General features: G+C 62.0%; 17 protein-coding genes. 13 read left to right on the top strand and 4 right to left on the bottom strand.

All coding sequences use genetic code 11. The features are described from left to right. Positions 1-23: 23 nt before the first annotated feature. Together FBY10_RS24080 and FBY10_RS24085 are read right to left on the bottom strand one after the other, a co-directional pair. On the bottom strand, positions 24-653 hold the full coding sequence (locus FBY10_RS24080) for an L-threonylcarbamoyladenylate synthase (RefSeq protein WP_027605571.1): 630 nt from the start codon (positions 651-653) through the stop codon (positions 24-26). A 13-nt stretch (positions 654-666) separates the two neighbouring features. Beyond that, positions 667-1,530: a PHP domain-containing protein gene (locus FBY10_RS24085; protein ID WP_027605570.1), complete on the bottom strand. Its 864-nt coding sequence runs from the start codon at positions 1,528-1,530 to the stop codon at positions 667-669. Between the two features lie 87 nt (positions 1,531-1,617). Here FBY10_RS24085 and FBY10_RS24090 point away from each other — a divergent pair, with 87 nt between their 5' ends. From FBY10_RS24090 to FBY10_RS24120, 7 genes are all read left to right on the top strand, one after another. Further along, the gene (locus FBY10_RS24090) at positions 1,618-2,214 is read left to right on the top strand and encodes a septation protein A (RefSeq protein WP_090400540.1); all 597 of its coding nucleotides are present in this window, start codon (positions 1,618-1,620) and stop codon (positions 2,212-2,214) included. A gap of 1 nt (position 2,215) precedes the next feature. Next, positions 2,216-2,515 carry a YciI family protein gene (locus FBY10_RS24095; RefSeq protein ID WP_027605568.1) on the top strand — a complete coding sequence of 100 codons (300 nt, stop codon included), beginning with the start codon at positions 2,216-2,218 and terminating at the stop codon, positions 2,513-2,515. Between the two features lie 106 nt (positions 2,516-2,621). Continuing rightward, a complete protein-coding gene (locus FBY10_RS24100; protein ID WP_131697874.1) occupies positions 2,622-3,029 on the top strand; it encodes a translation initiation factor 2 in 408 nt (135 codons plus the stop codon). Between the two features lie 7 nt (positions 3,030-3,036). Continuing rightward, the gene (locus FBY10_RS24105; protein ID WP_131697875.1) at positions 3,037-3,714 is read left to right on the top strand and encodes a response regulator transcription factor; all 678 of its coding nucleotides are present in this window, start codon (positions 3,037-3,039) and stop codon (positions 3,712-3,714) included. Positions 3,715-3,856: 142 nt separating this feature from the next. Beyond that, complete coding sequence (locus FBY10_RS24110) at positions 3,857-4,321, top strand: LTXXQ domain protein (RefSeq protein WP_053135934.1); 465 nt, start codon at positions 3,857-3,859, stop codon at positions 4,319-4,321. Between the two features lie 68 nt (positions 4,322-4,389). Beyond that, the gene (locus FBY10_RS24115; RefSeq protein WP_145337872.1) at positions 4,390-5,733 is read left to right on the top strand and encodes a HAMP domain-containing sensor histidine kinase; all 1,344 of its coding nucleotides are present in this window, start codon (positions 4,390-4,392) and stop codon (positions 5,731-5,733) included. A gap of 40 nt (positions 5,734-5,773) precedes the next feature. Beyond that, positions 5,774-7,123, top strand: a complete 1,350-nt coding sequence (locus FBY10_RS24120) for a CoA transferase (RefSeq protein ID WP_145337871.1) — start codon at positions 5,774-5,776, stop codon at positions 7,121-7,123. A gap of 108 nt (positions 7,124-7,231) precedes the next feature. Here FBY10_RS24120 and arcD (FBY10_RS24125) read toward each other — a convergent pair whose 3' ends face one another. Continuing rightward, complete coding sequence (arcD, locus tag FBY10_RS24125; protein ID WP_145337870.1) at positions 7,232-8,659, bottom strand: arginine-ornithine antiporter; 1,428 nt, start codon at positions 8,657-8,659, stop codon at positions 7,232-7,234. Positions 8,660-9,101: 442 nt separating this feature from the next. On the opposite strand from arcD (FBY10_RS24125), the gene arcD (FBY10_RS24130) reads away from it, so the two are divergent. From arcD (FBY10_RS24130) to FBY10_RS24155, 6 genes are all read left to right on the top strand, one after another. Then, positions 9,102-10,529: an arginine-ornithine antiporter gene (arcD, locus tag FBY10_RS24130; protein WP_131697880.1), complete on the top strand. Its 1,428-nt coding sequence runs from the start codon at positions 9,102-9,104 to the stop codon at positions 10,527-10,529. 24 nt (positions 10,530-10,553) lie between these two features. Then, the gene (arcA, locus tag FBY10_RS24135) at positions 10,554-11,810 is read left to right on the top strand and encodes an arginine deiminase (RefSeq protein ID WP_145337869.1); all 1,257 of its coding nucleotides are present in this window, start codon (positions 10,554-10,556) and stop codon (positions 11,808-11,810) included. A gap of 12 nt (positions 11,811-11,822) precedes the next feature. Continuing rightward, positions 11,823-12,833: an ornithine carbamoyltransferase gene (locus FBY10_RS24140; protein WP_015885593.1), complete on the top strand. Its 1,011-nt coding sequence runs from the start codon at positions 11,823-11,825 to the stop codon at positions 12,831-12,833. Positions 12,834-12,991: 158 nt separating this feature from the next. Beyond that, positions 12,992-13,921 (top strand): carbamate kinase, encoded by a 930-nt coding sequence (gene arcC / locus FBY10_RS24145; protein ID WP_131697882.1) that lies wholly within the window; start codon positions 12,992-12,994, stop codon positions 13,919-13,921. 18 nt (positions 13,922-13,939) lie between these two features. Continuing rightward, the gene (locus tag FBY10_RS24150) at positions 13,940-14,302 is read left to right on the top strand and encodes a DUF5064 family protein (RefSeq protein ID WP_131697883.1); all 363 of its coding nucleotides are present in this window, start codon (positions 13,940-13,942) and stop codon (positions 14,300-14,302) included. Positions 14,303-14,418: 116 nt separating this feature from the next. Further along, positions 14,419-15,927, top strand: coding sequence for a sigma-54-dependent transcriptional regulator (locus tag FBY10_RS24155; RefSeq protein ID WP_131697884.1), 1,509 nt, complete (start codon positions 14,419-14,421; stop codon positions 15,925-15,927). Positions 15,928-15,936: 9 nt separating this feature from the next. Here FBY10_RS24155 and FBY10_RS24160 read toward each other — a convergent pair whose 3' ends face one another. Then, entirely contained in the window at positions 15,937-20,619 is a 4,683-nt protein-coding gene (locus tag FBY10_RS24160) for a hypothetical protein (RefSeq protein WP_145337868.1), read from the bottom strand. Between the last annotated feature and the right edge of the window lie 128 nt (positions 20,620-20,747).

Here is a 20,747-nt window from a genome sequence, read left to right on the forward strand (position 1 = left end):
TCGACGGTTTCCACGGCTGACATTCAGGCCTCAGCCATAAAGGGCGCAGGATCGCCGCAACCGACACGGATCACTTCAGGTTCGCCGTCGGCCAGGTTGATCACGGTGGAGGCCTTGTTGCCGCCGAAACCGCCGTCGATGATCAGGTCGACCTGTTTTTCCAGCAATTGGCGCATTTCGTATGGGTCTTCCAGCGGCTCGGTGTCGCCGGGCATGATCAACGACACACTCATCAACGGCTCACCCAGCTCGGCCAACAACGCCAGGGCGATAGGATGCTCCGGCACCCGCAGGCCGATGGTGCGTTTTTTCGGGTGCAGCAGCAGGCGCGGCACTTCGCGGGTGGCGTTGAGGATAAAGGTGTAGGGCCCGGGCGTATGGGCCTTGAGCAGGCGGAAGGTGCCGGTGTCGACCTTGGCGAACAGACCCAACTGGGACAAGTCGCTGCAGATCAGCGCAAAGTTGTGCTTGTCATCCAGCTGACGCAGGCGTCTTACACGTTCGACTGCGCCCTTGTCGCCGATCTGGCAACCGATGGCGTAGGACGAATCGGTTGGGTAGATCACCACGCCGCCGGCGCGAATGATCTCTACGGCCTGCTTGATCAGGCGCGCCTGGGGGTTTTCCGGATGAATCTGGAAGAATTGACTCACGGGTTCTACCTGTTCAGACGGTGGCAATAATGGGGTCATGCTTGAATCTCCCCCACAACAGCGGCAAATCTTCCGGGACCGCGCGGTACTCGCCGATCTCGGACCAGCCGCCAGGGCCATGAAAATCACTGCCGGCGCTGACCAGCAGACCAAATTCGCGGGCAAGGATCGACAGGCTCCCCACCTGTTCGGCGGGTTGAAAGCCGTTGACCACTTCAATCGCATGCCCGCCCGCTCCAATATAGTCGCCAATCAGCTTGCGACGCTTGCTGCGGGTGAAATCGTAATGCCAGGGATGCGCCAGGCTGACCCAGGCCCCGGAGGCCCGCAGGGTCTCGACGGTGTCTTCAAGGGTCGGCCAATGTTGCTTTACATCGCCCAACTTGCCGGCGCCCAGCCATTTGCGAAAAGCTTCGGCGCGGTCTTTGACAAAACCTTCACGCACCATCCAGTCGGCAAAGTGCGGACGGGCCGGCGCGTTGCCGCTGTCGCCCAGTTCCTGCTGGATGGCGCGGGCGCCGTCGAGGGCGTTGGGCATGCCTTTGAGGCTGAGTTTTCGGCTTATTTCTTCGGACCGCAGCCAGCGGCCATCGTGCAATTGCGCGATAGCCTCCACCAACGGCGGCGCCTTTTGATCAAAACCGTAGCCGAGCACATGAATGGTGGCGCCGCCCCAGGTGCAGGACAATTCCACCCCGTTGACCAGCTGCATGCCCAGGGCATGGGCCGTTGTACGGGCTTCGTCGAGGCCTTCAAGGGTGTCGTGGTCGGTCAACGAGAGGACTCGCACGCCTTTTTCAAACGCACGCGCAACCAGTACCGCGGGCGCCAGGGCGCCGTCGGAGGCCGTGCTGTGGCAGTGCAAATCAACATTCACGGGGGTGTGTTACCTCAAGTCAGCTGGCGCTATCGCAACCAAGGATGTTTGTTATTATGCCGCCACATCCAGCTTCTGGCTCTTACTGTGAAACAATTCATCGACTTCATCCCGCTGTTGCTGTTTTTCATCGTTTACAAACTCGACCCCAGGGTCATCGATCTGGCCGGCCATGAGCTGACCTTCGGCGGCATCTACAGTGCCACCGCCGTGCTCATCATCAGCTCCGTCGTGGTCTACGGCGCCATCTTCATTTCCCAGCGCAAACTGGAAAAAAGCCAGTGGCTGACCCTGGTCGCCTGCCTGGTCTTCGGCAGCCTGACCCTGGCCTTCCACAGCGAAACCTTCCTTAAATGGAAAGCGCCGGTGGTGAACTGGCTGTTTGCCCTGGCGTTCATCGGCAGCCACTTCATCGGTGATCGCCTGCTGATCAAGCGGATCATGGGCCACGCGCTGACCCTGCCGGAACCGGTGTGGACGCGCTTGAACGTGGCCTGGATCGCGTTTTTCATCTTCTGCGGCGCCGCCAACCTGTTCGTGGCGTTTACTTTCCAGGACTACTGGGTCGACTTCAAAGTGTTCGGCAGCCTGGGCATGACCGTGCTGTTCCTGGTCGCCCAGGGCATCTACCTGTCGCGCCACCTGCATGACACCGAGCCTACTACGCCGAAAACCGAGGACTGACATGCTCTACGCCATCATTGCCACCGACGTTGCCAACTCGTTGGAAAAACGCCTGTCCGTACGCCCGGCTCACGTGGAGCGCCTCAAGGTGCTGCAAGCCGAAGGCCGCATTGTGCTGGCCGGCCCGCATCCGGCCGTGGACAGCAACGACCCGGGCGACGCCGGTTTTACCGGTAGCCTGATCGTCGCCGAGTTCGCGTCACTGGCCGACGCCCAGGCCTGGGCCAAGGCTGATCCCTATGTCGCAGCCGGTGTCTACGCCGACGTGGTGATCAAACCCTTCAAGCAAGTCCTGCCCTGATCCTGGTTGCGCCGAACCTATTGAGTGCGGCGCACGCCTAATTGCTCATTATTTTCGGCAACCTGCCGACAACGTTCTGAATATTCGTGTGGAATCAGGAGTTCCGATGCGCTTACGTCAGTTGTGTCTGTTGGCAGTGTTAATGATCGGGGCTACGGCCCACGCTGAAGAAACCTCGAACACCGGCAGTTCCACGCCCCTGTCCTTGAGTGCCGGCGCCCAGATCACCGAGTTGCAGCAACGCTTGAAAGAAAGCGAACGGCAGCGTGAAGAACTGAGCAAGCAACTGCAGAGCGCGGATGCTGCCCGCGAAAGCGCTCAATTGAGTCGCCTTCGCCAGGAGAACCAACGCCTGGCCCAGCAACTCAAAGATGCACAGGGCGGCGCCTTGACCCGATGGCTGACCGAGCAGCAACAATGGTTCGTCACCGGTGGGGCCGTCGCACTGATCGCCCTGCTGTGCGGGATCTTCGCCAGCGGTGGACACCGTCGTCGTCGACAATGGCTAAATTGAGTGAGTCATGAGCGAGCTGTTACTGATAGATGATGACCAGGAGCTCTGCGAGCTGCTGACCAGTTGGCTGAGCCAGGAAGGTTTCCAGGTGCGCGCCTGCCACGATGGCTTGAGCGCGCGCAAGGCCTTGGCCGACAACGCGCCGGCGGCGGTGGTGCTCGACGTGATGCTGCCCGACGGCAGCGGCCTGGAGCTGCTCAAGCAATTGCGCAACGACCACCCGGAGTTGCCGGTGCTGATGCTCTCGGCGCGGGGCGAACCCCTGGACCGCATCCTCGGCCTGGAACTGGGCGCCGACGACTACCTGGCCAAGCCCTGCGACCCACGCGAACTTACCGCCCGCCTGCGCGCGGTATTGCGCCGCAGCCACCCGGCCGCCGTGTCCAGCCAACTGGAACTGGGCGACCTGTGCTTCAGCCCGGTGCGCGGCGTGGTCAGCATCGATGAGCAGGAATTCACCCTCACCGTCTCCGAAAGCCGCCTGCTGGAAGCTTTATTGCGCCAGCCCGGCGAGCCACTGGACAAGCAGGAACTGGCGCAGATCGCCCTGGGCCGCAAGCTGACCCTTTACGATCGCAGCCTGGACATGCACGTCAGCAACCTGCGCAAGAAGATCGGCCCGCACCCGGATGGCCGGCCACGGATCGTGGCGTTGCGTAGCCGGGGCTACTACTACAGCCTTTAACCCCCACCGCGCCTACAGGGTTTTGTCAGTTCGCAACAAAACCCACTTTACCCAAGCTTTACCCACACCTGACCGCCGCTGACCTTGATCTCCGTAATCTACTCACATCCGGACTCGCCGGAATAGAGACAGGAGAATCACCATGCGCAAGACCCTTATCGCTTTGATGTTCGCCGCCGCCCTGCCGACCGTTGCCATGGCCGCTATGCCCGAAGGCCCAGGCCCGATGGGCGGCCCTGAAGGTCACATGATGGGTGGCCCGGGCCACGGCGGTGAACACGGTCCGCGTGGCAAAGGCGGCCCCTTCAGCCAACTGGACCTGAGCCGCGAACAACGCGAGCAAATCGGCAAGCTGATGGGCGACCAATGGCACGCTCGCAAGGACCTGGTCAAAAAGTACCTGGACAAGCTCCCGGCCGCCGACCAGAAAGCCATGCAGGATGAAATCGCCGCCGGCAAGCAGAAAACCCAGGCCGACATCCGTGCCGTGCTCAAGCCCGACCAACAGAAGAAGTTCGACGAGATCGTCAAGAAGCAAGAACAGCGCCGTGCCGAATGGAAGGAATTCCAAGCCTGGAAAGCGCAACAGCCGCAAAAAGCGCAATAATGCTCCAGCGTTAACGCTCCCAGCCCAGTGGCCCCCGCCACTGGGCTTTTCCTGTTTGAGGGTTTCCTGTGCGTTCATTGTTCTGGCGCATCCTGGCCAGTTTCTGGCTGGCCATCGCCCTGGTTGCCGGGCTGTCGATCCTGCTTGGGCACATGCTTAACCAGGATGCCTGGATTCTCAGCCGTCACCCCGGCCTCAATAACCTGGCGCAAGAGTGGACCCAACTCTACGAAGCCCAGGGCGAGGATGCTGCCCAAGACCTGCTGCAACAGCGCAAACGCCAGTACCACATCGACGTGCAAGTGCTCAACGAAAGCGGCGAGCCGGTGGTGCGCGGCACCTTCCCGCGCCGCGCCGCCGCCTTCGAAGCCCGTCAGAACGACAGCAAGGAAGGCCATCTGCCCTGGCGGCGCCTGACCGCCGAGTACACCAGCGAGAAGACCGGCGACACGTACCTGTTGATCTACCGCATCCCGCACCCGGAGCTCGACGAATGGCATCGCAGCAGCCTGGCATGGCCGTTGAGCGCGCTGGTGATTGCACTGGTGGTGCTGACCTTGTTCAGCCTGTTCGTCACCCTGTCCATCACGCGCCCCTTAAGCCGCCTGCGCGGTGCGGTGCATGACCTCGGCCAGGCCACCTACCAGCAAAACAGCCTGGCGCAGCTGGCCAACCGTCGCGATGAATTCGGCGTACTCGCCACCGACTTCAACCGCATGGGCGCCCGCCTGCAAAGCCTGATCGGCAGCCAGCGCCAATTGCTGCGCGATGTGTCCCACGAACTGCGCTCGCCCCTCGCCCGCCTGCGCATCGCCCTGGCCCTGGCCGAACGCGCCAGCTCCGAAGAACGGGAAAAACTCTGGCCACGCCTGACCCGCGAATGCGACCGCCTGGAAGCCCTGATCAGCGAGATCCTGGTACTGGCCCGCGTCGATGCCGACAATGCCAGCGCCGAAGACGTCGACCTCATCCCACTGCTCAAAACCCTGCAAAAGGACGCCCAACTCAGCGCGCCGGACCAAGTGGTGCAACTGAGCACCGACCCGGACCTGCAACTGAAGGGCTGGCCGACCATGATCGAACGGGCTGTGGATAACCTGCTGCGCAACGCCCAGCGCTTCAACCCGCCGGGGCAACCGATCGATTTGCACGCCCAGCGCCGGGGCGAACGTATCGTGATCAGCGTGCGCGACCATGGCCCCGGTGTGGAGGCCGAACATTTGAGCCAACTTGGTGAACCGTTCTACCGCGCTCCCGGCCAGACGGCCCAAGGCCACGGCCTGGGCCTGGCGATTGCCAGACGCGCGGCCGAACGTCACGGCGGCAGCCTGATCCTGGCCAATCACCCAGCCGGTGGTTTTATCGCCAGCATCGACCTGCCGTTGGTACCAGGGGTTGTCACGCCGGTGTGATGATCTTCTATAGTGGCCCTTCTCTTAAGGAGGGCCTTTGATGACTGACCTGCTGACTCCCATCCAAGCCGCACTCGATCTACCCCACACCCCGCTGAGCTTCACCGAGGCGGGCGCCCTGCCCTCGACCTACGCCGTCACCGAACTGGCCAGTGCCAGCATCGGCGCCGCCGGGCAGGCCGTCGCCCAACTGATCCAGCAACAGACCGGGCGCTTACCCAGCGTGAGTGTGGACCGACGCCTCGCCTCCTTCTGGTTTTCTTCCTCGATCCGCCCGCTGGGCTGGCAAGTGCCGCCCCTGTGGGACCCGGTGGCCGGCGACTACACCAGCGCCGACGGCTGGATTCGCCTGCATACCAACGCACGTCATCACCGTGCCGCCGCCGAACGGGTGCTGGGCAAGGTCGCCGACCGCGCCGAGATGGCCAGCAAGGTCGCGGCGTGGAACGCCGCAGAACTGGAACAGGCGATTGTCGACCACGGTGGCTGCGCGGCGCAGATGCGTACATGGCAGGCCTGGCAGCAACATCCGCAAGGGTTGGCGGTGAACGCCGAGGCGTTGGTCCAACGCCAGACTTTCGAAACCACGACCGATAAATCCTGGCGCGGCTCGCCGGCACGCCCGCTGGCCGGCCTCAAGGTGCTGGATTTGACCCGTGTGCTGGCCGGCCCGGTGGCCAGTCGTTTTCTTGCCGGCCTCGGCGCGGATGTCCTGCGCATCGACTCACCCACCTGGAACGAACCCGGCGTAATCCCGGAAATGACCCTGGGCAAACGTTGCGCGCGCCTGGACCTGAAAACGCCCGAAGGCCGGCTGATTTTCGAGAGGTTGCTCAAGGACGCCGACATCCTGTTCCACGGTTACCGCGCTGACGCCCTGGAGCACCTGGGCTACACCGCCGCTGAACTGCAACACATCGCCCCCGGCCTGATCGACGTCAGCCTCAACGCCTACGGCTGGAGCGGCCCGTGGCGTAATCGCCGGGGCTTCGACAGCCTGGTGCAGATGAGCAGCGGGATCGCCGCGGCGGGCATGCGCTGGAAACACGCGGATAAACCGGTGCCACTGCCGTTGCAGGCGCTGGATCACGCGACCGGGTACCTGATGGCAGCCAGTGCGATTCAGGCGCTGGGCGAACGGTTGCGGTCGGGGCGCGGTGGTTCGGCGCGGTTGTCGTTGGCGCGTACGGCGAAGCTACTGGTGGACGCGGGGCAAGTGCCCGAGCAGCCTGCGTTGCGAGAGGAAGAACCAGGGGATCAAGGCCTGGTCGTCGAACAGACCGCCTGGGGCCAGGCCCATCGGCTGCTGCCCCCGCTGACCATCGGTGGAACGCCATTGCAATGGGATTTGCCGGCTGGAGAATTGGGCTCGCACAGGCCTCAATGGTGACTTGACGGCCGCTATCGGGAGCAAGCCCCCTCCCACACTTTGATGGGTGAACATATTCAAAATGTGGGAAGGGGCTTGCTCCCGATAGCGGCCAGTCCCCTCACCCCATCACAACGACAACAACCCACTGTACAACCCATACGCCGCCAGCCCTGCACCGGCGATCACGCAGCTGAAAATGCCTTTCTCTACGTGGGTAAACAACGGCTGGCCCTGTTCGCGCTTGGCCAGGGCGAACAGGATCACGCCTGGCGCATACAACAGCGCCGACAACAGCAGGTATTTCAGCCCCCCGGCGTAGAGCAACCATACGGCGTAGCCCAGGGCGATCAACCCCACCAGCAAGTCCTTGATGCGATGGCGGTGGGCACCTTCATAGGTTTCACCCCGCCCGCTCAACAGCACGGCATACGCCGCCGACCACAGGTACGGCACCAGAATCATCGACGACGCCAGGTAAATCAGGGTGGTGTAGGTGCTGTGGGAAAACAGCGTGATCACCAGGAAGACCTGGATCATCACATTGGTCAGCCACAAGGCGTTGACCGGCACCTGGTTGGCGTTTTCCTTCTTCAGGAAGGCCGGCATGGTCTTGTCATGGGCGGTGGCGTAGAGGATTTCGGCACAGAGCAGCGCCCAGGACAACAAGGCGCCCAGCAATGAAACCGCCAGGCCGATGCTGATCAGTACCGCGCCCCAGGGCCCGACGATATGCTCGAGCACACCGGCCAGGGACGGGTTTTGCAGGCCGGCCAGCTCCGCCTGGCTCATGATGCCCAGGGACAGCACATTCACCAGCACCAGCAGCAACAGCACGCCAAGAAAGCCGATCACCGTGGCCCGCCCCACGTCCGCGCGCTTCTCGGCCCGCGCCGAATAAACGCTGGCGCCTTCAATGCCGATAAACACAAATACCGTGACCAGCATCATATTGCGCACCTGGTCCACCACACTGCCGAATTGCGGCTTGCCCAGGCCCCAGATGTCAGCCGTGAAAATATCGGCCTTGAACGCCACGGCGGCGATGACCACGAACATCAGCAGCGGTACCAGCTTGGCCACGGTGGTGATCTGGTTGATGAACGCGGCTTCCTTGATCCCGCGCAGCACCAGGAAGTGCACGGCCCATAGCAGCAACGATGCGCAGCCGATGGCCACCGGCGTGTTGCCTTGGCCGAACACCGGGAAAAAATAGCCCAGGGTGCTGAACAGCAACACGAAATAACCGACGTTGCCCATCCACGCGCTGATCCAGTAACCCCAGGCCGAGGAAAAGCCCATGTAGTCGCCGAAACCCGCCTTGGCGTAGGCGTACACCCCGGAATCCAGTTCCGGCTTGCGATTGGCCAGGGTCTGGAAGACGAAGGCCAGGGTCAGCATGCCCACGGCCGTGATCGCCCAGCCGATCAACACCGCGCCCACCTCGGCGCGCGCGGCCATGTTCTGCGGCAACGAGAAGATCCCGCCGCCGATCATCGACCCCACCACCAGGGCAATCAGGGCGCCAAGCCGAAGTTTCTGGGCCGGTTGAGACATGCAGACTCCTGAATAAAAATTGAGCTGACAACCCTGAACTCAACTAATTAAGTCAGCGAGTGTAGCGTTTATTAAAGACAGCGATAAAACCGCCACGCTCATAACTCAACGGCATGACAGTTTATCCAGTTCAGACGTATTTAGAATTTAAATATGGCCACTACTTTGTCGTTTCCAGGTCATTTATTGTCGCCTTTTGGAAAAACTTGCGTATTCAGTAAAAGGGTCTAGTTTCAAACGTCCACACGGCAGACTAAATAATTAATAAAACCGCAGAAATCGCTCTGGAACGCGACTTTGCGGGGGAGAGGTATTGCTCGCGACTTTCCTCCTAACTCATTAATTCACAATGGAATGTGCCAATGAAGTGATCTGAGTCAGCTGTTTGATTAGCACACGGAATTATTCTGTGGTCTCTCTTCTCCTGCATTGGAGTTATGCAATGTCTGAATCTCCCGGAAAACTTCGATTGGGTGCACTGGTTGCACTTGTCGTCGGCTCAATGATTGGCGGCGGGATCTTCTCTCTGCCGCAAAACATGGCGGCCAGTGCCGATGTTGGCGCGGTATTGATCGGCTGGGTAATTACCGCCGTGGGCATGCTGACCCTGGCGTTCGTCTTCCAGACCCTGGCCAACCGCAAACCTGATCTGGACGGCGGTGTTTACGCCTACGCCAAGGCCGGCTTCGGTGACTACATGGGCTTTTCGTCTGCCTGGGGTTACTGGATCAGCGCCTGGCTGGGCAACGTCGGTTACTTCGTCCTCCTGTTCAGCACCCTCGGTTACTTCTTCCCGATCTTCGGCGAAGGCAATACGCCTGCGGCGGTGATTGGCGCGTCGGTCTTGCTGTGGGCCGTGCATTTTCTGGTGCTGCGCGGGATCAAGGAAGCGGCGTTCATCAACTTGGTGACCACGGTCGCCAAGGTGGTGCCGCTGGTGCTGTTCGTATTGATCGCCGTGTTCGCGTTCAAGCTGGATATCTTCACCGCTGACATCTGGGGCGTGAAAAACCCGGACCTGGGCAGCGTGATGAACCAGGTGCGCAACATGATGCTGGTCACCGTGTGGGTGTTCATTGGTATCGAAGGCGCGAGCATCTTCTCGGCCCGTGCTGAAAAACGCAGCGACGTCGGCAAGGCCACCGTTATCGGCTTTATCACCGTGCTGTTGTTCCTGATGCTGGTGAACGTGCTGTCCCTGGGCATCATGACCCAACCGGAATTGGCCAAGCTGCAGAACCCGTCGATGGCCGCCGTGCTGGAACATGTGGTGGGCCACTGGGGTGCGGTGCTGATCAGCGTCGGCTTGATCATCTCGTTGCTGGGGGCGCTGCTGTCGTGGGTGCTGCTGTGTGCGGAGATCATGTTCGCCGCCGCCAAGGACCACACCATGCCGGAGTTCCTGCGCAAGGAAAACGCCAACCACGTGCCGGCCAACGCCCTGTGGCTGACCAACGCCATGGTCCAGATATTCCTGGTGATCACGCTGTTTTCCGCCAGTACCTACCTGTCGCTGATCTACCTCGCCACCTCGATGATCCTGGTGCCTTACCTGTGGTCGGCGGCCTACGCGCTGCTGCTGGCGGTGCGCGGCGAAACCTACGAAAACGCCCTCAAAGAGCGCAGGAAAGACCTGTTCATCGGCGCGGTTTCGCTGATCTACGCGGTCTGGCTGCTCTATGCCGGCGGCACCAAGTACCTGCTGTTGTCCGCCCTGCTCTATGCCCCCGGCGCGATCCTGTTCGCCAAGGCCAAGCATGAACTGGGCAAACCGATTTTCACCAACGTCGAGAAGCTGATTTTCGCTGCGGTAGTCATTGGCGCCCTGGTGGCTGCCTATGGTCTCTACGACGGCTTCCTGACTCTGTAATTGTTGTTCCTTGGAGGATCTGTAATGACCACGGAAAAAGTGAAGTACGGCGTACATTCCGAAGCCGGCAAACTGCGCAAAGTCATGGTGTGCTCCCCAGGTTTGGCCCACCAACGGCTGACCCCTAACAACTGCGATGAATTGCTGTTCGACGATGTGTTGTGGGTGGCCCAGGCCAAGCGCGACCATTTCGACTTCGTGACCAAGATGCGCGAGCGGGATATTGATGTGCTGGAAATGCACAACCTGCTGACCGACATCGTTGCGAACCCCGAGGCCCTGGACTGGATCCTGGAACGCAAGATCACCTCCAACACCGTGGGCCTGGGCCTGGTCGAGGAAGTCGGCTCCTGGCTGCGCAGCCTCGAACCGCGCAAGATCGCCGAGTTCCTGATCGGTGGCGTGTCGGCCGATGACCTGCCGAGCAGCTTCGGTGGCAAGACCATCGAGATGTTCCGCGACTTCCTCGGCCACGCCAGTTTCATTCTGCCGCCGCTGCCCAACACCCAGTTCACCCGCGACACCACCTGCTGGATCTACGGCGGTGTGACGCTCAACCCGATGTACTGGCCGGCGCGACGCCAGGAAACCCTGCTGGCCAGCGCCATCTACAAATTCCACCCTGAGTTCACCAACGCGGACTTCCAGATCTGGTACGGCGACCCCGACCAGGAACACGGTGCCGCCACGCTCGAAGGTGGTGACGTCATGCCGATTGGCAATGGCGTGGTGTTGATCGGCATGGGCGAGCGCTCGTCCCACCAGGCCATCGGCCAACTGGCGCGCAACCTGTTCAAGAACAAAGCCGTGGAACGGGTGATCGTTGCCGGCCTGCCGAAATCCCGCGCGGCGATGCACCTGGACACCGTGTTCAGCTTCTGCGACCGCGACCTGGTGACCATCTTCCCCGAAGTGGTCAACCAGATCGTGCCCTTCACCCTACGCCCTGATGACAGCAAGCCCCACGGCATCGACATTCAGCGGGAGAAAACCAACTTCCTCGAGACCGTGGCCGCTGCGCTCAACCTCAAGGCCCTGCGCGTGGTCGAGACCGGCGGCAACAGCTTCGCCGCCGAACGCGAGCAGTGGGACGACGGCAACAACGTGGTGGCCTTGGAGCCTGGCGTGGTGATCGGCTACGACCGCAACACCTACACCAACACCCTGTTGCGCAAGGCTGGCGTGGAAGTCATCACCATCAGCGCCGGTGAACTCGGCCGTGGCCGTGGCGGCGGCCACTGCATGACCTGCCCGATCATCCGCGACCCTATCGACTATTAAGGAGATTCCATCATGGCTTTCAATATGCGCAACCGCAGCCTACTGTCGCTGATGCACCACACCACCCGCGAACTGAATTACCTGCTGGACCTGTCCCGCGACCTCAAGCGCGCCAAATACACCGGCACCGAGCGTCCGCACCTGCAAGGCAAGAACATCGCGCTGATCTTCGAAAAAACCTCGACCCGCACCCGTTGCGCCTTCGAAGTGGCAGCCCACGACCAGGGCGCCCACGTCACCTACATCGACCCGGTGTCGTCGCAGATCGGCCACAAAGAAAGCATGAAAGACACCGCCCGCGTCCTTGGCCGCATGTTCGACGCCATTGAGTACCGTGGCTTCGAGCAGGAAATCGTCGAAGAGCTGGCCAAGTTCGCCGGCGTGCCGGTGTTCAACGGCCTCACCGCCGAATTCCACCCGACCCAAATGATCGCCGACACCCTGACCATGCGCGAGCACAGCGACAAGCCGCTGCATGACATCAGCTACGCCTACCTGGGTGACGCGCGCTACAACATGGGTAACTCGCTGCTGATGATCGGCGCCAAGCTCGGCATGGACGTGCGCATCGGCGCGCCGAAAGCCCTGTGGCCCCACGAAGACTTCATCAAACAGTGCCAGGCATTCGCCGAGGAAAGCGGCGCGCGCATCACCATCACCGAAGACCCGAAAGAAGCCGTCAAAGGCGTGGACTTCATCCACACCGATATCTGGGTGTCCATGGGTGAGCCCGTGGAAGCGTGGGACGAACGCATCGAGCAACTGCTGCCGTACCAGGTCAACGCCAAGATGATGAAAGCCTCGGGCAACCCTCGGGTGAAATTCATGCACTGCCTGCCGGCGTTCCACAACAGCGAAACCAAGGTCGGCAAGGACATCGCCGCACGTTATCCGAACCTGGCCAATGGGGTGGAAGTGACCGAGGAAGTCTTCGAGTCGCCGGCCAACATCGCTTTTGAGCAAGCGGAAAACCGCATGCACACCATCAAGGCGATCCTGGTGTCGGCACTCGCGGATATCTAAAGGCTACACGGGTCAAGTGTGGGAGGGGCGGTGCGACGATTCGACTTGCCCCCGATGGCGGCGGATCAGCTACAGATAAGTTGCCTGACATACCGCTATCGGGAGCAAGCCCCCTCCCACATTGGCCTCTGTGTTCACACCCATAGAAGGATTGCATTATGCGCATCGTCGTAGCTCTGGGCGGCAACGCCCTCCTGCGCCGTGGTGAACCCATGACCGCAGACAACCAACGCGCCAATATCCGTATCGCCACCGAACAGATCGCCAAGATCCATGCCGGCAACGAGCTGGTCATCGCCCACGGCAATGGCCCGCAGGTCGGCCTGCTGTCGTTGCAGGCGGCCGCCTACACCAGCGTTTCGCCGTACCCGCTGGACGTGCTGGGTGCCGAGACCGAAGGCATGATCGGCTACATCATCGAACAGGAACTGGGCAACCTGCTGGACTTCGAAGTGCCATTCGCTACCCTGCTCACCCAGGTGGAAGTGGACGCCAAGGACCCGGCCTTCCAGAACCCGACCAAGCCCATCGGCCCGGTGTACTCCAAGGCCGAAGCGGAAAAACTCGCCGCCGAGAAAGGCTGGGCCATCGCCCCGGATGGCGACAAATATCGCCGCGTCGTGGCCAGCCCGCGGCCCAAACGCATCTTTGAGATTCGCCCGATCAAGTGGCTGCTGGAAAAAAACGCCATCGTGATCTGCGCCGGTGGTGGCGGTATCCCGACCATGTACGGTGAAGACGGCAAGCTCAAGGGCATCGAAGCCGTGATCGACAAAGACCTGTGCTCCTCGTTGCTGGCCTCGCAACTGGACGCCGATTTGCTGGTGATAGCCACCGACGTCAACGCCGCGTTTATCGACTTCGGCAAGCCGACGCAAAAAGCCATCGGCCAGGCCCACCCCGACGACATGGAAAAACTCGGCTTCGCCGCCGGCTCCATGGGGCCCAAGGTGCAAGCCGCCTGCGAGTTCGCCCGCCAGACTGGCAAAACCGCGGTGATCGGTTCACTCTCCGACATCGAAGCCATCGTCCAGGGCAGCGCCGGCACGCGCATCAGCACGGCAACACCTGGCATCACCTATCTGTGAAGTAGAGGAGATACCCCTATGGCCACCTTTGAACCCGGTCACCTGCACGTCGAACGTCACGCCCTTAACAAGGACGACTACAGCTACAACCTGTGCATCGATTACGAAGTCAGCCAGGATCCAAAGGAAGGCAAGGGCATGCTGTTCAAGCTGCACGGCTCGGTGCAGGGCAAGGACCTCAAGGAGGAGTTCTTCTTGCCCAAGGACCAGGCATTCGACTTCGCCCGGCATGCGATGAACATCGCGCAGAAGTATGGGATGCCGAAGACGGCCGTGCTCAATGGTTCGATGCACAAGCAGTACGACCAGATGTTCGAGGATGTGCGGCATCAGCTGGATGTGAAATCGGGCGATCCGGTCAAACCCGAACACCTGGAATAACTGACAAAACTCTGCTCCAACTGTGGGAGGGGGCAAGCCCCCTCTCACATTTTTTGATCTCTATCGCCTGTCAGGCATACTTGCCGCCTCTCGCTCCCCAGAATTGTTAGCGCCCCATGCGTATCCATGTCAGCTTCATCGACCGCGTCGGCATTACCCAGGAAGTCCTGGCCTTGCTTGGTGGGCGCAATCTCAACCTGGATGCGGTGGAAATGGTGCCGCCCAACGTCTACATCGACGCCCCGACGCTCAGCGCCGAGGTGCTCGAAGAGCTGCGCGACGCGCTGTTCAGCGTGCACGGCGTACAAGCCGTAACGGTAGTGGATATCCTTCCCGGCCAACGCCGCCACCTGCAACTCGACGCCCTGCTGGCGGCCATGACCGACCCGGTGCTGGCCCTGGACAGTGCGGGCAAGATCCTGCTGGCCAACCCGGCAATGATTGCGCTGTACGGGCGCGAGCCGGCGGGGGAAAGCATCGCCGAGCTGTTCAATGACCCGGCATTACTGGACACCTTGCTGGAACAGGGCTTTCGCCTGCCCCTGCGCGAGATCAGCGTCAACGGCCAGACCCTCTTGCTGGACGCCACGCCGATCACCGATGCCGGCGCCCTGCTCACCCTGTACCAACCCAACCGCATCGGCGAACAACTGTCGGCGCTGCACCATGATCATGCCGAAGGCTTTGATGCGCTGCTGGGCGAGTCCCCGGTGATCCGCACGCTCAAGGCACGCGCACAACGGGTGGCCGCACTCGATGCTCCGCTGTTGATCCAGGGCGAAACCGGCACCGGCAAGGAGTTGGTGGCGCGGGCCTGCCACGCCATCAGCGCACGCCACAGTGCGCCGTTTTTGGCGTTGAACTGCGCGGCGCTGCCGGAGAATCTCGCCGAGAGTGAATTGTTCGGTTACGCCCCCGGCGCCTTTACCGGCGCCCAACGCGGCGGCAAGCCAGGGCTGATGGAGCTGGCCAACCAGGGCACGGTATTTCTCGATGAAATCGGCGAAATGTCGCCCTATTTGCAAGCCAAGCTGCTGCGTTTTCTCAACGACGGCAGCTTCCGCCGGGTGGGCGGCGACCGCGAAGTGAAGGTCAACGTGCGCATCCTCAGCGCCACCCACCGCGACCTGGAAAAAATGGTCAGCGAAGGCACCTTCCGCGAAGACCTGTTCTATCGCCTCAACGTGCTCAACGTCGAAGTACCGCCCCTGCGTGAACGCGGCCAGGACATCCTGCTGCTGGCCCGCTACTTCATGCAGCAGGCCTGTGCGCAGATCCAGCGCCCGGTGTGCCGCCTGGCGCCCGGCACCTATCCGGCGCTGTTGGGTAACCGTTGGCCGGGCAATGTGCGCCAGCTGCAGAACGTGATCTTCCGCGCCGCCGCCATCTGCGAAAGCAGCCTGGTGGACATCGGTGACCTGGACATCGCCGGCACCTCCGTGGCCCGCCAGAACGACGGCGAAGTCGATAGCCTGGAACAGGCCGTCGAGGACTTCGAGCGCAGCCTGCTGGAGAAGCTCTACGTCAGTTACCCCTCGACCCGGCAGTTGGCCAGCCGCCTGCAAACCTCACACACCGCCATCGCTCACCGCTTGCGCAAGTACGGCATTCCCGGAAAACCCTGAGCGCCTGCATCACCAGAACGCACGCCGGCCACGATGCTTGATAACGCCGGCAGCGCTGAAAAACAGCTGCGCGGCCATGGGCGGGCTGATGCGCGAATAGTAGATCGCGATGGCCTCACTGTCGGTTTTGTCGAGCAGGCTGCGAAAACTCATGAAGCGCTGCTCCGGCCTTTTCAGATGGCCGGCGTTGTAGGGTAAATCGGGGTCCGTGGGCGATGAATAATGAAAGTGCGCATAAGCCAGGACCTTGCCCTGCCTGTCCTTGACCACATACTCCTGCAGGAAATCATCCACCCGCTTGAGCGCAATACGCCCCTCGATGCGCAGTATCTGCACCTGGTCCCGGGCCAGGAGCCAGGCAATCCCATCCTCATCGGGCGGCAAGCGCTTGATCATCTCGATGCGCAACGCTCGACCCTGCTCCAGAGAGTGGCTGGCGGCCTGTTCCAATTCAGCGAGCAGCGCCTGGGCCGCGGTATCCGGCGTTGACGGCAGCGCCTTGCGAATCTTTTCGGCAACCGCCTTGATGCCCTCGGACTGCCGCGTCAACCGGGCCTCGACGCTGGCCGGCAGCTTGGCACTGCGCGCTTCGTCGCGGGTCTGCTGCAGCACCAGCGGTGCTCTGGCCAACAAGCGGCGCGCGTCGGCCTTGAGGTTTTCCAGGGAGCGCGTCGGCCGCGGCACCACGGCGCCAGCCGGTGTGATCGCTTCGAACGCATCCGAGCCCGGCTGCTGATGCAGGCTCACCACCACGGCCTGGTCAATCGGGTTGATGACATCAACGATGTCTTCGGTCGATTCCGGCGTGCGGGCGCGAACCCGCCCCAATTGATAGCGCTTCTTCGAATCGCGGATCAGCCGTTGATCGGCTTCAAGGGGGCGTACCCGGCCGGGCCGAGGGTTGCGCTCGTGCTCACGCAGCAGCTTCGCCAGGGCGATTCTCGACTCCTGTTCCAGGCTGAGGATCGTGGCTTCCACCGGCACCTCGACATCCCCATGGATCAATTCCGGCGCGGCGGAACGGTATTCATCCAGGAGCGCCAGGGTTTTGGCGTATTCGTGCAGCACCGCCCGGGTGCCCTCGATACGCTGCTGCACACTCAGCACGCCTGGCTCATCGATGGTTTTCTGGGACTGGGCCGACTGGATCGCCTCATCCATGGCCGCGTCGATCCGACTGAAGTCGTCCTGCTCTTCAGGCAGGGGCCGCCGGCGCCACAGCTGCTCCTTGAGCACCTGCAACTGCACGGTCCGCCAGCCCAATGGCTGCCCGTACGAGGACGGTTGCAACTCACCGGTGTATGACTTGTAGGCAGGAATGCTGAGCAACCGCTCGTAATTGACCCGCTCCCAGAAGCTCAGGTTGACCATCTTGTCGTGAAACTCGCCGATCCTGCGGCTCTCTTCGGTCAAGGTTCCGATAACCGCCTGGGCCGCGGTCGCGTCCTGCCCCGACAGTTGCGCGAGATGCGCTTCGGAAAACTGCTCCTCGCGGCGACTGAAGGTCAGCACGAACATCTGCCGGCGCAGGTTCAGCACGAACATCTGCCGGCGCAGGTTCAGCACGATATCTTCCAACTGCAGGCACTGTTCCCGTTCAAAGCCGTCCAGGGGCTTGTTGGCGTTTCTGCGCATAAGCACATTGAGTTTTTTCTGTTGCGCATCGGTCTTTTTTTCCAATTCGCGCAGGTAGCGCGCCCTGGCATCGCGCCGGTGCTGCTCGGTGAAGGCTGCCTCGGAGGTCAGGTGCGCCTTCTCACACAGGTCTTCGGCCGCGGTCACGACACGCTCGAGGCTCTGCAATTCGTTGCTTGCCGCGCTGTACTCGCGCTCAAGCTCAAGCTTTTGCTGCTCGATGTGGGCACGCCGCTGGGCCACCGTGCTCTTTGGCTGCCCGCCAACCAGGCGCAGGCCCAGGTCGACTTTCCAGACCCCATGGGCATCCTTGCCCAGCCACGGACCGAGACGCTGGGGTTGCCGCAGATCGACGACCCGCCAGCCATCCTTGACCGCGCTCAGGCCATACACTTTGCTGTCTATCAACGTGTAAGGCTCCTGACGGGCCGCGCCACTGTCGCCCTGTACCAGCAGACTACCGCGCACCGGGCTCGCCGCCGAGGCCAGCGTCGGCGAGTCGGGCCAGCGCTCGCCCTGCCTGGGTGACCATTGGAAAGTCTCGAGCTGGGCACGCTGCTGGGTCGTAAGCCTGGACCTTGAGTTGGCCCAGGAAAAATCCATTGCCGTGACGTCGGCGAATGAACGCTGCCAGGCAAACGTCGACGCCGAGTGGCGCGTGTGGCTGACCGGGATCGCGTCACGGGCCTGGGCACTGCCAGGGTTCAGGCGTAATCGTTGATCCAGCGTGACCACAGGGCTCATCAGCAGGCCGGCCACGCTGCCGATCAACTCGGCGAAGGCATTGGCGGAATCTTCGCGGCTGGTCTCGACCGGCAGCGCCAGCACCGTGCGGAACGTCCTGAAGGTTTGGGACAACCAGCCCGCCACCGCCACCGGCCCCCTGACCATCGGCAAAAGCGCATTGAACACTTGCCACAGATCATTCTTGAACAGGGTCCAACGCAGCGCCTCGTTGGAGACCGACTGTTTGACGGCGCGCTGCCACAGGTCTCTGGCGTTTTCATCGAAGACGCTCTCAAGGAACTCGCCATGCACCGGTTCGTCACTCAACAACGCCGGGCTCGATGCGGGCAGCACGTCGAACTCATCGCCCTGCAGCACACGCTGGACATGAGGACGAAGAAAACCGCCGTTGGCAAACAGAGCGCGGCTGTTCTCCGGTAAACGCTGCAGCACCACGCGTTGAAGATCGCCGCCCACCGTTGCGATCTCGTCGAGCAACGCCTGGCGGCTGGGGAACTGTTGCAGCACCGCGTCGGTTTGATCCGGCCGATAGAGAAGATGCGGCAACGTGCTGTTGTCGCGGGGACCGATGACAAACAGGTTGTGCGCTTGATGGGCCAGCCCGCCTGCATGGGCCAGGAACGCCAGGGGCCGGGCGACAATCACCTCATCGTCGACCACGCGCTGACGCGGATCTTCCCGCAGCATCGCTTGCACCACCCGAGCGCCTGCCCGGGTGAAACCGTTGCGCTGGCGAAGGCTGTTTTCAAGGGCGCGCATCGGCAGTTGCAGCGCCATCTGATCGACAAACAACCGGCGCCGCCGTGCAGACTGCATCGGGTCGGCGATCAGTGCGTGCTCCAGCAACGACGGATAATACTTGCCCACGTCCACCCGCTCGATCAGTCCCTTGAGATAGGCCGGCGTGACCCAGCGCGGCACGTTACCTGGCGTGGCCTGGTGGCTGATGTGCACACTGGCATAGGCGGTGGCGAAGGGGTTTTCCAGCGACCAGTGGGTCAACGTCCGGGTGGGTCGTTGCGTCCAGCCAACCGTGCCACCCTGGGTGCGCTCGAAGGTCAGGAGGTAGTCGTCCGGGTTGATGGGGGCTTGCGTTGGATGATCCAGGCGCATTTGCCGTTGCAACGCCTTGCGCGCGTACACATCGATTGGCTCAAGGCCATCGAGGAACATTGCACCGCCGGTGCTGCGTTGCAGGCGCGCCAGGCGCTCCAGCCACTGACCGTAAGCCAGGCGATCCGCGCTGCTGGCCCGCTGCAACCAGACCGGCAATTGTTCTTCGTGAGGCTGCTCGAGGTAATCCGGGTCGAACCAGGCCAGTGGCGAGGTGAGCGTGATAAACAGCTGTTCATAGCTGCCGATATCGGGCAGTGCCGACCAGTCAACCCGCCGTACATCGCGAAGTTGTCGTTCGAGCAAGGCCTGGGCCAACGCATCGAACACATCGCCCTCGGGCTCGCGCAGTACCCATTGCAGCGGCGCCCCTGGCCGGTAGTGGCTCATATAGCGCGGCAGCAGGTCACCCAAGGCGTCCAGGGATTCGAGCTGCACCAGGTTCATCACCGGGATATAGACGAGGGTGACCTGTTGCCCCACGACCCGACGCTGCAAGATCAACAGCGGCAGCCATTCGCCCGGGTCCCCGGCCTGGGCCGCATAGACTTGATAGATATGCAGCGCATCGGCATCACCCAAGGCCTCTCGATCCGCCCGATACCCCCAAAGCTGCTGTACCTGCTCATCGCCCAGCCCCAGCAGCAGCCGCGCCTGCTCCGGCGTCAATGGCGGGTTCTGCCGCGCCGTGAGCAGGCATGCACGTAACTGGCTGCTGACCGCGTGCCAACGGCTGTCGGCCGAACCGTCCGACACGCGCGCGTTCCAGTATTGCACCAAGCGCTCGGCAAAACCCGCCAGCACATCGGGCGCCAGGGTGTTGAGCATCCACTCGATATCGTCCACGGTGAGGGCGCCGCTCGCCGGTTGAAACACCTGCGATGCAGACTGCACCAACAGCACATGATGGCCTGGCGTGTAGTTCAGCGCGTCACCCTTCATGCAGCGCTTGATCAGTGCGTCGCTCAAGGTAATAAGCGGAATGTGGCGGCGGCCGGCCAAGGTTGGCTGGATCACACCGATCCAGCTGTTAGCGGCCTGCAGGCCGGAACCGGCAAACCACTGTCCGATCCATTCCTGGATCATTTCCCGGGCCACTTGGGCCAGGCCCAGGCGCCGGGCGAAGACGTTGGATAAATAGTCGCGAGATGTCCGGGCCTGGGAAATCTCCGGGGGAATAAGGTTTGAAGTACTCATGCGGCGCATCCTGATGACGAAGTGCGCGCACGGTAAAACGCGGGCCGGCCTCCCAGACGGTAGATAAATCGCAAAAGCGACGTCCATCCGTACTGAAAGCGCTACAGTGGAACGATATCGCTACAACC

This window comes from Pseudomonas sp. SJZ103, assembly GCF_007828335.1.
Lineage (GTDB): Bacteria > Pseudomonadota > Gammaproteobacteria > Pseudomonadales > Pseudomonadaceae > Aquipseudomonas.

What these genes read in the sequence shown, in the direction of transcription:
- arcD (WP_131697880.1), top strand. Translation starts at nt 9,102, where the DNA reads ATGTCTGAATCTCCCGGAAAACTTCGATTGGGTGCACTGGTTGCACTT.
- FBY10_RS24155 (WP_131697884.1), top strand. Translation starts at nt 14,419, where the DNA reads ATGCGTATCCATGTCAGCTTCATCGACCGCGTCGGCATTACCCAGGAA.
- FBY10_RS24095 (WP_027605568.1), top strand. Translation starts at nt 2,216, where the DNA reads ATGCTCTACGCCATCATTGCCACCGACGTTGCCAACTCGTTGGAAAAA.
- arcC (WP_131697882.1), top strand. Translation starts at nt 12,992, where the DNA reads ATGCGCATCGTCGTAGCTCTGGGCGGCAACGCCCTCCTGCGCCGTGGT.
- FBY10_RS24140 (WP_015885593.1), top strand. Translation starts at nt 11,823, where the DNA reads ATGGCTTTCAATATGCGCAACCGCAGCCTACTGTCGCTGATGCACCAC.
- FBY10_RS24160 (WP_145337868.1), bottom strand. Translation starts at nt 20,619, where the DNA reads ATGAGTACTTCAAACCTTATTCCCCCGGAGATTTCCCAGGCCCGGACA.
- arcA (WP_145337869.1), top strand. Translation starts at nt 10,554, where the DNA reads ATGACCACGGAAAAAGTGAAGTACGGCGTACATTCCGAAGCCGGCAAA.
- arcD (WP_145337870.1), bottom strand. Translation starts at nt 8,659, where the DNA reads ATGTCTCAACCGGCCCAGAAACTTCGGCTTGGCGCCCTGATTGCCCTG.
- FBY10_RS24100 (WP_131697874.1), top strand. Translation starts at nt 2,622, where the DNA reads ATGCGCTTACGTCAGTTGTGTCTGTTGGCAGTGTTAATGATCGGGGCT.
- FBY10_RS24150 (WP_131697883.1), top strand. Translation starts at nt 13,940, where the DNA reads ATGGCCACCTTTGAACCCGGTCACCTGCACGTCGAACGTCACGCCCTT.
- FBY10_RS24105 (WP_131697875.1), top strand. Translation starts at nt 3,037, where the DNA reads ATGAGCGAGCTGTTACTGATAGATGATGACCAGGAGCTCTGCGAGCTG.
- FBY10_RS24110 (WP_053135934.1), top strand. Translation starts at nt 3,857, where the DNA reads ATGCGCAAGACCCTTATCGCTTTGATGTTCGCCGCCGCCCTGCCGACC.
- FBY10_RS24120 (WP_145337871.1), top strand. Translation starts at nt 5,774, where the DNA reads ATGACTGACCTGCTGACTCCCATCCAAGCCGCACTCGATCTACCCCAC.